The 13,708-nt window shown below is 34.7% G+C and carries 10 protein-coding genes; 1 reads left to right on the plus strand and 9 read right to left on the minus strand.

Going from position 1 to position 13,708, the window contains the following annotated elements; translation table 11 throughout:
* Nucleotide 1: 1 nt before the first annotated feature.
* The 9 genes from KW502_RS12975 to porU form a co-directional block, all read right to left on the minus strand.
* Nucleotides 2-1,087: a mannose-1-phosphate guanylyltransferase gene (locus tag KW502_RS12975; protein WP_219040985.1), complete on the minus strand. Its 1,086-nt coding sequence runs from the start codon at nt 1,085-1,087 to the stop codon at nt 2-4.
* A gap of 2 nt (nt 1,088-1,089) precedes the next feature.
* Nucleotides 1,090-1,689: a SprT-like domain-containing protein gene (locus KW502_RS12980; RefSeq protein ID WP_219040986.1), complete on the minus strand. Its 600-nt coding sequence runs from the start codon at nt 1,687-1,689 to the stop codon at nt 1,090-1,092.
* Nucleotides 1,690-2,370, minus strand: coding sequence for an SDR family NAD(P)-dependent oxidoreductase (locus KW502_RS12985; RefSeq protein WP_219040987.1), 681 nt, complete (start codon nt 2,368-2,370; stop codon nt 1,690-1,692).
* 8 nt (nt 2,371-2,378) lie between these two features.
* Complete coding sequence (locus KW502_RS12990) at nt 2,379-3,341, minus strand: M28 family peptidase (RefSeq protein WP_219040988.1); 963 nt, start codon at nt 3,339-3,341, stop codon at nt 2,379-2,381.
* Nucleotides 3,342-3,404: 63 nt separating this feature from the next.
* Nucleotides 3,405-5,066: a pyruvate dehydrogenase complex dihydrolipoamide acetyltransferase gene (locus KW502_RS12995; protein ID WP_219040989.1), complete on the minus strand. Its 1,662-nt coding sequence runs from the start codon at nt 5,064-5,066 to the stop codon at nt 3,405-3,407.
* A gap of 9 nt (nt 5,067-5,075) precedes the next feature.
* Nucleotides 5,076-6,074, minus strand: coding sequence for a pyruvate dehydrogenase (acetyl-transferring) E1 component subunit alpha (gene pdhA / locus KW502_RS13000; RefSeq protein WP_219040990.1), 999 nt, complete (start codon nt 6,072-6,074; stop codon nt 5,076-5,078).
* A gap of 98 nt (nt 6,075-6,172) precedes the next feature.
* Nucleotides 6,173-6,655, minus strand: a complete 483-nt coding sequence (cdd, locus tag KW502_RS13005) for a cytidine deaminase (RefSeq protein WP_219040991.1) — start codon at nt 6,653-6,655, stop codon at nt 6,173-6,175.
* Nucleotides 6,656-6,745: 90 nt separating this feature from the next.
* Nucleotides 6,746-7,963 carry a type IX secretion system outer membrane channel protein PorV gene (porV, locus tag KW502_RS13010; protein WP_219040992.1) on the minus strand — a complete coding sequence of 406 codons (1,218 nt, stop codon included), beginning with the start codon at nt 7,961-7,963 and terminating at the stop codon, nt 6,746-6,748.
* Nucleotides 7,964-8,004: 41 nt separating this feature from the next.
* Entirely contained in the window at nt 8,005-11,811 is a 3,807-nt protein-coding gene (gene porU / locus KW502_RS13015; RefSeq protein ID WP_219040993.1) for a type IX secretion system sortase PorU, read from the minus strand.
* Nucleotides 11,812-12,018: 207 nt separating this feature from the next.
* Between porU and gldJ the strand changes: the two genes are divergently transcribed.
* Nucleotides 12,019-13,683 (plus strand): gliding motility lipoprotein GldJ, encoded by a 1,665-nt coding sequence (gldJ, locus tag KW502_RS13020; protein WP_219040994.1) that lies wholly within the window; start codon nt 12,019-12,021, stop codon nt 13,681-13,683.
* The last annotated feature ends 25 nt before the right edge of the window (nt 13,684-13,708 follow it).

Below are 13,708 nucleotides of genomic sequence, written 5' to 3' on the forward strand. Positions count from 1 at the left end.
ACTAAATAAGGTCTTCACCAAATTTTTCTTTTGCTAGATTTCTAACATTTTTAATTCCTTGTTCATCACCTCTAGGATAAACCAATAATACTTCTTCGTCTTCTACAATAATATAATTATCAATATCTTTTAAAACTACTAATTTATTACCTAAAGTTCTTACGATATTATTAGAAGCATTATCTAAGATACTTTTGGCATTAATAATAACATTTTCATGTTCATCCCGTTCGAGTTCGTCGTGTAAAGCTCCCCAAGATCCTAAATCATTCCAATCGAAACTTGCAGGAATCACACATACATTTTCTGCCTTTTCCATAATGGCATAATCGATAGAGATGTTTTCAGCATCTTCATAATTTTCGTTTATAAAACGCTGTTCTTGTGTGGTATTGTAATACGATTTACCTTCTGCAAAAATTTCATACATTGCTGATGCGTGCTTTTTAAATTCAGCGGTAATCGCTTTTGCACTCCATATAAATATTCCTGCATTCCATAAATAATTTCCTGAAGATAGGTAATTTTTGGCGGTATGGTAATCTGGTTTTTCTTTAAAATTAACCACTTTATTGATAACTGAAGTTTGTTCTTTGTGTTGAATATAACCGTAACCTGTATGTGGAAATGTGGGTTGAATCCCTAAAGTCATTAATAAATCGTCTTGTCGCTGGCAAGCATCAAACGCAATTTGCAAATCATTTACAAAGGCGTCTTCATCTTCTATCCAGTGATCGCTAGGAGCTACCACCATAATAGCATCTTCATTTTGTTTCTGAATTTTTAAAGCCGAAAGTAAAATACAAGGTGCCGTATTTCTCATTACAGGTTCTAGTATAATTTGATTATCAGTCACCATAGGAAGTTGATTTTTAACCAAATCATTATACATTCCATTAGTGAGAATAAGTATATTTTCTTCTGGTATAAGTTTTGACAGTCTTTTAAAAGTACGCTGAATAAGGGTTTCCCCTGTTCCTAAAATATCATGAAACTGTTTAGGCAGCTTTTTTTTACTCACGGGCCAAAAGCGTGAACCTACACCGCCAGCCATTAATATTGCATAATAATTTTTATTCCTATTCATAGTTATACCACTTTTACCAATTCTACTTCTACGTGAGGCTGAAAAATATAAACACTTCCTGAAGACACCTCTTGACATTCATACCGCTTAATGCGTTTTCTTCCTTTTTTAAAAACCCTACCATTATCAAGTCTAAAAATACTACCATAGGGAATTTCAAAAATATAATTCTTATTATTCTGTGAATCAAATTGCTTTAACGCTACAGAAAGTTTAGCATCTGTATCACTACTCGCTTTCGGATTTCTAAAATGATTCGCAACTAATGGCAACACCTGTTCTGGGAAAATACCCGGATTTATAAATGGCAACATTAATTGTTGAAAAGTATACTTCCACTCTTTACCGTGAGGTTTAATAAGTCGTCCATACTTTTCAAAAGCCACAGCGTGAGCAATTTCATGTACTAATGTAATTAAAAAACGGTACGAATTCAAATTAGCATTTACAGTAATTTGTGCAATTCCGTTTTTTTTTCGATAATCACCGTGCCTAGTTTTTCTTTCATTTACAATTTTAAGATAAATTCCATGAGTAACAATTAACTCGAAGGCAGGTTCAACAGCACGCTCGGGAAGGTATTTATTTAAAATTTCTTTCACTTACGGCGTTGAGTTTGATACCTGTAATAATTTACCATTATAAAACTGATGACCTGTTAATGCAAAATTAGCAATATAAGATGCCATTTCTTTTGCAGTGGTTGGAGGTTCGTAACCAGGAAAAGCCTCTGCAAGCATTTCAGTTTTTACCGCTCCCAAAGCCAAAACATTAAAAGCCGGACCTTTTTCTTTATACTCTTCAGCTAGTAACTCAGTTAATGTTATCATCGCAGCTTTACTAGAACTATAAGCTGCTAAACCAGGAAACTTAACACTACCCTGTACACCACCCATGGTGCTAATATTAACCACATGACCCTTAGACCCCATAAAAGGAACTACTTTTTGAATTAACTGAAAAGCACCGATAGCATTGGTTTGATAAACAGACAGCAATTCTTCTGAAGTAATTTCTTCAAAATTTTTATTAACTAATTTCCCTGCATTGTTAATTAACACGTCTACACTTTTCCAGTTTTCGTTTAAAAAAAATTCTACTTTAGTTAAATCTTCCGTTGATGATAGATCAAAAGGTAAAGTGGTAACATTTACTAAGTTTAAATCTTTTACGGGTTGGTCATTTCTTGACAGGGCTAAAATTTCACAATCTTGTTGCGCCAAAAGCTGAACCATTTCAAAACCTATTCCCCGGCTTGTACCTGTAATAATAACTCTTTTCATAACGAATTTTATTTTTTTTCGTTCAATTGAATTTCTTTTTCGGTAGAATTCGCCATTCCTTCGATTCCAGGAATTACTTGCTCCACCAAATTTTTCATATGCGTAACATCCATTAATTTTGCTTCGTCACTCACGTGGTGATAATATGGATAATTAGAAAAATCGAAAGTGCATAAAGTTTGTGCAGGAATATTCATTTCTTGATAAAAAGGAAAATTATCGCTTCTCTTAAATAATTGAAATTCCTTGGCTTTTTCAAAAAAACCAAACACTTCGGCATCGGCGTATTTATTAAACTTTTCAGCTAGATTAGAATTCTCGAACCCTGTTAAATATGCGGTATAATTTACGTTTTCTAATGGCACTCCAATCATTTCAAAATTTAACATAACATAAATCGGTACCTTTTCTTCTGCCAGTCTTTTTGCTAGATGTTTTGAACCGATTAATCCCTCTTCTTCTGCAGAAAAAAGCACATACATTAAACTTCGTTTAGTTTCTACAGTAGAAAAGTATTTAGCTAATTCTAATACCGATACCGTGCCAGCAGAATTATCGTTAGCGCCATTAGCGATAGAATCTTGATTTACTTGTTTTGCTTCAACTACAACACCAATATGATCATAATGCGCGCCCAAAATAATAATTTCATTTTTAAGCACCGGGTCGCTACCTTCTTTAATGGCTATAAGGTTAAAGCCTGATTTACCTCGATGGCTAAAACTATCTCTATAGGTTTTGTAATAAGGTTTAATGTTGTGTTTTTTATAAATCTCTTCTACGTAATTAGCAGCGGTATTAATTTCTTCTGAACCAAACTTTCTACCCTTTAACTCATCTGACGCTAAGTAATTTAAATTTGCCTCTATAGCTGCTTCTGAAATTTGATAATTATGCTCTTTGTTTTCCCGATGAGATTGCGCACAACCTACAGCCCCAATAAAACCTAAAATATAAAGTATTTTTCTCATAAAAATAAATATAAAAAAATCCCGTTGGTTAAACGGGATTTTATTTTTATAAATTTAGTTAGCTTATGCCAACATAGTCACTGGATTCTCTAAATAAGTTCTTAAGGTTTGTAAAAACTGAGCACCAGTTGCGCCATCTACAGTTCTATGATCACAAGCTAAAGTAAGCTTCATAGTATTACCTACTACAATTTGCCCTTCTTTTACTACTGGCTTTTCAACAATAGCGCCTACAGACAAAATAGCTGAATTAGGTTGATTAATAATGCTAGTAAACTCTTGAATACCAAACATCCCTAAGTTAGAAACCGTAAAAGTACTACCCTCCATTTCTTTAGGCTGAAGCTTTTTATTACGAGCTTTACCTGCAAGATCTTTTACGTTAGCTCCAATTTGCGTCATTTGCATTTGATCTGCAAACTTCAATACTGGCACTACTAGACCTTCATCTACCGCTACTGCAACTCCCATATGAATATGTTTTGCGATCTTCATTTGATCTGCCGTCCATTGAGAATTTACCTGTGGGTGTTTACGTAATGCCATTGCAGAAGCTTTAATCACCATATCATTAAATGATACTTTCACCTCTGGCATTGCGTTAATTTGTTTTCTAGAAGCCATTGCATTCTCCATATCTACTTCTATCGTTAAGTAATAATGAGGAGCATTAAATTTAGATTCTGAAAGACGCTTCGCAATGGTTTTACGCATTTGCGAGTTTTTAATTTCTTCAAAACTTTCTTCTCCTGCTGGAGTATAAGTTTGCACCGCTGGAGCTTCTGAAGATTTTTCTTCTTTTTTAGCTGCTGGTGCAGATTTTTGAGAAGGTTTAAAGCTTTCAATATCTTTCTTTACAATTCTTCCATTTTCACCAGAACCATCAACATCATTTAAATTGATGCCTTTTTCTTCTGCCATTTTCTTCGCTAATGGAGAAGCAAAAATTCTTCCGCCATCATTTGAAGATGAACTTGACGTTTCTTCTGATTTATTTTCTGAAGTTGACTCTTTAGATTTTTCTTTATCTGAAGATTCTTTCTTGGTAGAAGATTTCTTTTTATCTGAAGATTTCACTCCAGATTTCGCATTTTCTAAAAATCCAGAAACATCGGTTCCTTTTGGGCCAATAATTGCCAATAAAGAATCTACCGGTGCGCCTTCTCCTTCTTGAATACCAATATGTAATAACGTACCAGAATAGAAAGATTCAAACTCCATCGTAGCCTTATCGGTTTCAATTTCAGCTAAAATTTCTCCTTCTTCTACCTCATCTCCTTCTTGTTTTAACCAAGAAGCAACAGTACCTTCTTCCATGGTATCTGAAAGACGTGGCATAGTAACCACCTCTACACCATCAGGCATTTCTGAGTCTGAAGCATCACTCTCTGTATCTTCTTCGTTTTCTTCATTGTCAGAATTTTCTTCATCTTGTGAAGATTCTTTCTTTTCGTTTTTACCGCCTATCAAATCTGAAATATCTTCACCTTCTTCACCGATAATTGCTAATAAAGAATCTACCGGAGCTCCCTCTCCTTCTTCAACTCCTATATGCAATAGTGTCCCTTCGTAAAAAGACTCAAACTCCATGGTGGCTTTATCGGTTTCAATTTCAGCTAAAATATCACCTTCTTCTACTTTATCACCTTTTTTCTTCAGCCATTGCGCGACAACACCTTCTTCCATGGTATCACTTAGCCGTGGCATATTAATTACTTCAGCCATAATATTTTTTTATAATTTATGAGATAAAAACGGATAATCTTCTTGTTCGTAAACCACGTCGTACATGATGTTTTTGTCTGGGAAGTCTGACTCATCAGCAAACTGTTCACACTCTTTCACCCTGTCTTTCACACGCTGATCGATTTCTTTAATTTCGTCTTCGCTCGCCCAATCGTTCTCTTTAATTTTATCTAAAACCTGAGTGATTGGATCTATTTTTTGGTATTCTTTTACTTCGTCTTTCGTTCTGTACTTTTGAGCATCACTCATCGAGTGTCCTCGGTAACGATATGTTTTTAAATCTAAGAACGTTGGTCCTTCGCCAGAACGTGCTCTTGAGATGGCTTCATCCATCGCTTCAGCAACTTTTTCAGGATTCATTGCATCTACAGGACCACAAGGCATTTCATAACCTAAACCAAGTTTCCAAATATCTTCATGACTCGCTGTTCTTTTAACAGAAGTCCCCATAGCATACCCATTATTTTCTACACAGAAAACAACTGGTAATTTCCAGTTCATTGCCATGTTAAATGCTTCGTGAAGTGTACCTTGACGTGCTGCACCATCTCCAAAGAAGCAAAGGGTTACATTATCTCTTTTGAAGTATTTATCTCCAAATGCCATACCTGCACCTAGAGGGATTTGCCCTCCTACGATACCATGACCTCCAAAGAAATTTTTCTCTTTAGAAAAAATATGCATTGAACCTCCAAGTCCCATAGAAGTACCTGTCTTTTTCCCATACAATTCAGCCATTACTCGCCTAGGATCTACTCCCATACCAATTGGCTGAACGTGATTACGGTAAGCGGTTATCATGCGGTCTTTACCTAATTCCATTGCATGCAGGGAACCAGCTAAAATTGCTTCTTGACCATTATAAAGGTGTAAGAAACCACGTACTTTCTGTTGAATATATACTTGGGCTAATTTATCTTCAAATTTACGCCAGAAGAGCATTTCTTCGTACCAATTAAGGTAAGTGTCTTTAGTTATTTCTTTCATGAATATCGTATTTATTACGCTCAAAAAAATTGCGAAATACAAAAATAAGATAATAAGTCTTCATAAGAAAACTCTTTTAAATTAATTAAAGGTAATTTTTACAAAGAAGAACCGTCGAAGGCCAAAGGCAAAATATCTAAAAGAGCATTTACTTTAATCACCTTACCTATTTCTGCCATAAACATAATTTTTATGGGGTGCTCTTGTTTAAACTCATATTCTGCAATTGCCTGTCTACACGCCCCACATGGTGCCGCAGGAACAATCACCTTCTTTTTCTGAGATTTCACTGTAATTGCAATTGCTTCTATTTTTTCATTAGGGTACAAAGCTCCCGCTTGGTAGATAGCATTACGCTCAGCACATAGTCCCGAAGGATAAGCAGCATTTTCTTGGTTACTACCAATAACTACCTTTCCGTTAGCCATTAATATTGCCGCACCTACCATAAATTTAGAATAAGGAGCATAAGCATTATTTCTAGCTTCAGCTGCTTGCTTCATAAGTTTGATATCTTCTTGGTTCATCTCTTCTAGATGATCATAAATTTGATAAGAAGCGGTAAATTGTTTTTCTATCATAGAATTTAAATTAAAAGAACAAGATAAACAAAAAAGCACCGAATAAAAATTAGGTGCTTTTTTGTTTATCTATTTTATGAATAACTAAGCCTACCTTTCGTTGTAAGTGTCTCCAAAATTAAAGGTTAAACTAAAACGCAAACTTCCTTCTAAAGGACTTTGTACCGCTTTTGCGGTAGAAAATAAGTATGACGCATCTATATCTATAGCATTGTATCTAAAACCAGCACCTAAACTTAAAAATTTTCTAAATCCTTTAACTTCACTCTCGTTAAAATAACCTAATCTTAAAGCAAAGCTTTCTCTATACCAATATTCAGCTCCTAAAGCCCAAGTAATTTCTTTTAATTCTTCGCTCATCCCATCTGGAGCATCTCCCCAAGAAGAAAATATAGATCCGATAGCGCTCTCACTTTGATAATCTTCTATTGCTTCATTTTCTGCAACATTAATCTCATCTTGGCTATACAAACCATCACCGTCTAAATCTTGGTAATTTGGTTTTTTAGGTGTTGGTACTAACAATTTATTAATTTCAGCATAGACCCCAATTGTATTATCTGGGTCTAAAATAAAATCGAATCCAGCACCCGCTTTAAAGTTAGTAGGTAAAAAGTTTTCTGAACCCGCATCATCGTATTTTATTTTTGGACCAATATTAGAAATATTAACCCCAGCACGCCAGCGACCGTTAAAATCACGATAAGGTATTTCTTCACTCTGGTAGAAAGCAGAAACATCTGCCGCAAAACTATTAGCTGAACTCGCATCTACGTTATCTGTAGGTATTCTGAGATCTGAACGAATATAACGCCCAGTAACTGCCATAGAAAAGCGTTCACTTAATCTTAATGCATAAGTTAAATCTAAAGCAAGCTCGTTAGGCTTCACTGTTCTACCCACATCTTGAGCACTATTTCTCAGTTCTACCTCACCTTGACTAAAATAACGAAAACTCCCCGCTACAGCACTTCGTTCTGAAATTCTATTAAAGTAACTGAGTTGTGCGATATTAATATCATTCACTAATTCTCTTAAATAAGGTACATAAGAAAAACCTATCCCGTTTTTCATTTCTGCAAACGCAAATTTTGAAGGGTTCCATTGTTGAGAAAAAGCATCTGGCGATGTAGCCACCCCTTGATCTCCCATACCTGATGCTCGTGCATCACCAGAGATTAGCAAAAAAGGTACTGCGGTAGTAATTACACGATCACTTGGCCTATGTGAAGGAGGATTTTCACTTTGCGCATACATATTCATGCTAATAAATGTAACTCCTAATAAAAGTAAAAATGTATTTTTCATAAGTAATATTCAATAATTCGCAAATATATATTTTTATTTAACTACAGAATGACGAGTTTTTCAAATTTCTCTACTTTCTTATTGGTTAACGTAGATTTTACCGTTAACTTATATATGTAAACTCCTTTTCCTATAGCATCACCAAAATCATCTTTTCCATTCCACGTAATTTCTCGAGCCAAAAATCCATCTGTGGTGATGGTTTGATTTTTTGTCCATACAATTTTTCCTGAAACTGTCAATACTTGCACTTGTACCTCAAGCGGTTCATAAGGACGATTATGATTGAACCAAAACTCCGTATAATTATGAAAGGGATTAGGATAATTTAAAACCCGATCTATTTTTAACTCATCATCTGCTGAAACTCTAAATTGAATTTCGGCAATGCTCGAATTATTATAGACATCCCAAGCTTTAAAACTTAAGGTATGTAAACCTTCTTCTAAATCTCGCAACTTATAATTAACGGTCCCTTTGGTATAATCGTCTAATTCTGTCTCGTAATAATCATTCACAACAAAAGGTTCGGTTTCATCTCCATCTAAAATTGCAACTAAATCATGGCCTATACCACTAGCGGTGTTAATTCCGTTTTCATCACTTAGTTTAACTAATAAAATAGGCTCATTGTTTGTAATTCCTCCAGAAACAAAACTTTCATCATTCATATATAACTGAATTTCTGGACCAATATTATCTTCGGGAGCATTTTCATTTATTCCTCCTATCAATAACTCATTATCATAACCGCGCTGATCTTGTAAAACGTTATTTTTTTTTGCATAAAAACTAATACGACCACTACCTACTGGAATAGCTATATCTTTAGGCACCACAAAATCAAAATTGAATTTCCCGTTATTTACAGATGCGTTACCTCTAAAAACGATTTCTCCCAAAGTGGTAAATTCAAAAACTCCCTGCCCATCATTATTTAGCGTATTTCTATCTATTCGTTTATCGAAAATACTAGTGGCTAAATCTCCGTTATAGTTAGTTAATAAATTCCCGTTTTGATCTTGCACTTCCCCCCCCAACTTTACATAACTCAATGCTTTTAAAGTATCTGCAGTTTGTGAGACCGGCAACTCATTGATGGTAGTTAATTTAATTTGCGGTTCTGCTAATTGTAGTTTCATAGCAGGATCTCCAAAATAAAAGACCACCCGCACATCTAGACCACCAATATCATTTTTAGCTTTTCTAACCGCTTCTGCAACCGAGTCGTCACCGCCTGCATAATTAAATAAATAAGGAGCTATTAAGTTATTAAAATTAGTTCCTGTACTTACCAAAATTGACCGAGTGGTTGTAACCATAGCCACAGACCCCCCTTGATTATTTAATAAATTATATTCTCCAGGTGAAAGACGTGCAGGATTATCAAACCTTGTAAATTCACAGGTTACCGTCACAAAGAGGTTGTACTTATTGGTGTTTTTCCAACTTACAATGTCTTCTACTGTAACAATTCGTTCTGCAGCTAATCCATTTTCACCGCCATGACCAAAATAATTTACCACAGCAGCTCCAACTTCTACAGCTTCTGTGATGCTTTTGTTCACTTCAGGATAACGAAAACCACCTGCTGAAGATATTTGCTGAAAGGCATCACTATGTATTTTCTTCACATTAATAAATGGCTTATTTGTAGAAATATCATCACCTATAGCATCAAGTTGTACTTGCAAACCATAACCAGCGGCACCACTTTCATCTGCATCGTCAGAAATTAAAACAAAATTATTTCGCCACGCTCCGTAAGAATCTTCATTCTCATATGCAATAATTTTATCGACCAAAGTTTTTGCAGTTGCTGGACTATCGGCTAGAATTCTACCTATTGCAATATCTAACATTCCATTATTAACGGTTTCTCCAGCATCCATCATTCCATAAAAATCATCGGAAGCATAAGATGCAGATCCAGATGAAAAACCGTTTAAACGCTCATAAGTTGGGACAACATTATTATTATTTTGCAATCTATCTTTATAATCTACAGAAGCATCTCCAAACAAACAGAGGTACTTTATTTTCGAAGATGAATTAACAGCATTATCATAAATATATTTTACAAAATTTCTAATTGCTGAAACATCTTGTTTACCAGAATTAAACTCTTGATAAATTTCTTCTAGCTTGACTACTTTTATATTCAAGTCATCTTTTTGCGCTCTATATTCTGCTAAACGTGTAGCTTGAGAGAATAATAATGAAGAGGTCACCATTAAATAATCTACATCCTGCTCATTTCCGTTAGTAAGAAACACATTACCCTTAAGGTTAACATTATTAACTAACGATTTGCCTTCTTTTTTAGGCGAATAAAAATTAGCTCCTACTAAAGCAACGTATTCTCTTACTTCTCCAAGGTTTACTTTAAAAGAGAAAGTTTCTACGGAATTTGCATTAGGAATTCTCAACACTTGCTGAGGATTAGTTACATCCCACACTTCTAAAATTTGAGCTGCATTTTGAATTACATACTCGCCGACACCTGAATTTAAAGCTACCTCTTGATTTTTAAACTTAAACTGACGATTACTTGCTATTAAATTTCTTTTAACAGAAATGTTAATATAATCTAAATAAGCAACACTTGCTGGGTTACCACTATTATTATAAGTGACGGTCACTTCAAGATCATCACTATTTACGGTTGTATTATATTCACCAGACCTTCCGCTTGCATATCTATTGTCGGATATAGATGAAAAATTTAAACTCCCTAAGTCTGTCCCATTTAAAGAATAATTTAAACTTGTATTTACCTCTGAAACTCCAACTCCGTAAACTTCAACTTGAATAGGCTCAGACTGCACTAAATTTGGAAAATTGAACTCATAAGTTCGTTCATTTTCAAAATCAAAACGATCTCCTACCCAGCGTCTACCTAAATTAGCTACATTATAATCGTCTACTTCATAATATTGACGATCATCAAAAGTAGTGATCGTTTGAGATGCACTACCCGCTGGTTCACTATATATTCCTACTCTATTCCCTGTAGCACCATCTGCAGAAACATAATAATAAGACCGCTCTGCATACAAGTTTAAATTGGTATCACTCTCATCGTTCCATTGACCATCGGCAGCAGTTCCATAAAACAAAATATAATCACCCGCATCAAAACTTCCATCTTCACCACCTACTATCTTTATAGAAACTTCTGGCGGATCATAAAACTCATTTTCAGCATTAAGAAGCGGTAACATTTCACCCCCATGACCTACAATTTTTAAAAGATTAGGATCTATGGAAGAAACATCCATCCCTAAACTAGATAAAAAATCTTTTGTAATTTTCTGAACTCCTGTTTGATCTATATAAAATTTATACCAATTTCCAGTTGAAAAAATAGAATTAGAAAGCGTATTGAAGTTTGTAAATTCACTATTTCTAGCTGTCACATTACCAGCTTGGTAGGTAACCACAAAAGATTTAACCAGTTGAATAATTCCGTTTTTCTTCACCACGGGATTAATTGCAATAGACGCATAAGTCACCCCTCTTGCCTTTACAGGAAAATATTCTAACGAATAATTATCTAAAACTTTTTGACCTTCTAATTTTTCTAAAATTGCAGCAGAAGCAGGAATTAATTCTACTTGAGAAATATTAAAATTACGCAATCCTTGATTTTCTCTCCACCTATTTTGGTAAACAAAAATTTTCTCATAAGAATTATAAGATAATTTTGAAATCTCTGCAGCATCAACATTAGACTCATCACTAGCAACAGAGGCATCAAAGGCTTTCCAATTTATAGAAAACGATTTTTGCTGAGCCAAACTGACGTAGCAAATCATAAAAAAAAATAGGCTAAAAGTAAACTTCATCAATAGAAATAACGAATTTTAAATAATTGTATTATATTTAATTTTTCAAAAATACTTTTTTATTTGAAGAAAGTAATAATAATGTAATATATACGTTATTATAACACAAGAATTTTTAAGCTTTAACGTTAAATCTCAAAAGATTGTTGTTAATTTAGCGTTAATTACTATATTGCGAACCCAAATTTTACAAACATATTGAGGATTATGAGATTTAATTTTGCTCTTAAAACTATGTTATTTGTTGCTATTGCTACTAGTGTAGTAAGCTGTAACAAGTCCAAAGACTACAAAGACAACTCACGAGCTACCGGATGGAGACTAGACGGAAGAGATGGCTCTATGAAATACCAAACCGACTACAAAGGTCAAGAAACAGGTCCTGGACTTGTTTTTGTTGAAGGAGGTACTTTTACCATGGGACGTGTTCAAGATGATGTTATGCACGACTGGAACAACACCCCAACCCAACAACACGTACAATCCTTTTATATGGATGAAACTGAAGTTACCAATAGAATGTATCTTCAATATTTAGACTGGTTAAAATTCACCTTTCCTCCTACAGAAAAAAAATACGCTAACATCTACAAAGGTGCACTTCCTGATACCTTGGTATGGAGAAACCGCTTAGGCTATAATGAAACGATGACCAATAACTACCTTCGCCACCCGGCTTATCAAAATTACCCGGTTGTTGGAGTTAATTGGATTCAAGCTACAGAATTTAGTAAATGGAGAACTGATCGTGTAAATGAATTGCAGTTAGAACAAAAAGGCTATCTTGAAGACGGCGCAAAATATGGAGCGGATGCTGAAAACACTTTCAATACCGAAACATACATCAATGCTCCTTCTAAAGTTTACGGAGGAAATGACTCTTTAAGTAAAGGAAGAAACAATGAAAGATTAACACAAGTCATCAAAGAAGATACTGTTCATAATTTCGTACAACGCAAAGACGGAGTATTACTACCTGCTTACCGCTTACCAACTGAAGCTGAATGGGAATATGCAGCTCTTGGACTTTCAGGAATTAGAGAGTACAATCAATACAGAGGAAGAAAAAAATATCCTTGGGACGGTCAATATACAAGACAAGGTGGTAGAAAAAAGAGAGGTGATCAATTAGCAAACTTCAAACAAGGCAATGGTGACTACGGTGGTATTGCAGGCTGGAGTGACGATGGCGCAGATATTACTGCAGAAATAAAAACTTACCCTCCAAATGATTTTGGATTATATGATATGGCTGGAAATGTAGCTGAATGGGTTGCCGATGTTTACAGACCTATTATCGATAACGAATTTAACGACTTTAATTATTTCCGTGGAAATGTGTATACTAAAAACGCCATTAATAAAGACGGAACTGTAAAGATAGTAACTTCAGACTCTATTGTTTTTGACACATTAAGTAACGGTAGCATTATAGCCAGAACTTTACCAGGACAAATTAAACAAGAAGCTGTAAATACTGAAGACACTTACTTAAGAACACAATTCTCTGAAAGCGACAATAGAGACTTTAGAGATGGAGACAGAGCTTCTTCTAGAGGTTACATGAATAATAGCAGCGAAGCTAAAAGAATGTATAACTCACCAGAACACTCCGTAACTGCCGTCAAAGATTCTACAGGAACATCACAAGGTTTAGACAGACAATACGACACCAATTCTAACAGAACTACTTTAATTGATAACGAAGTAAGAGTATTTAAAGGTGGTTCTTGGAGAGATAGAGCTTATTTCTTAGACCCAGCACAAAGAAGATACTTCCCACAAGATATGGCAACAGACTATATTGGGTTCAGAAATGCAATGTCTAGAGTAGGATCTAAATCTCAAAAAGGAAAAAGAGCAAGAGACTAAAAAACATATTATATATTTTCAAAAA

Source organism: Mesonia aestuariivivens, from assembly GCF_019311235.1.
GTDB lineage: Bacteria > Bacteroidota > Bacteroidia > Flavobacteriales > Flavobacteriaceae > Mesonia > Mesonia aestuariivivens.

Bases quoted from the DNA above. Each gene is read 5' to 3' on its own strand.
- KW502_RS12975 (WP_219040985.1), bottom strand. From the start codon at position 1,087: ATGAATAGGAATAAAAATTATTATGCAATATTAATGGCTGGCGGTGTA.
- KW502_RS12985 (WP_219040987.1), bottom strand. From the start codon at position 2,370: ATGAAAAGAGTTATTATTACAGGTACAAGCCGGGGAATAGGTTTTGAA.
- KW502_RS12990 (WP_219040988.1), bottom strand. From the start codon at position 3,341: ATGAGAAAAATACTTTATATTTTAGGTTTTATTGGGGCTGTAGGTTGT.
- KW502_RS12995 (WP_219040989.1), bottom strand. From the start codon at position 5,066: ATGGCTGAAGTAATTAATATGCCACGGCTAAGTGATACCATGGAAGAA.
- pdhA (WP_219040990.1), bottom strand. From the start codon at position 6,074: ATGAAAGAAATAACTAAAGACACTTACCTTAATTGGTACGAAGAAATG.
- cdd (WP_219040991.1), bottom strand. From the start codon at position 6,655: ATGATAGAAAAACAATTTACCGCTTCTTATCAAATTTATGATCATCTA.
- porV (WP_219040992.1), bottom strand. From the start codon at position 7,963: ATGAAAAATACATTTTTACTTTTATTAGGAGTTACATTTATTAGCATG.
- porU (WP_219040993.1), bottom strand. From the start codon at position 11,811: ATGAAGTTTACTTTTAGCCTATTTTTTTTTATGATTTGCTACGTCAGT.
- gldJ (WP_219040994.1), top strand. From the start codon at position 12,019: ATGAGATTTAATTTTGCTCTTAAAACTATGTTATTTGTTGCTATTGCT.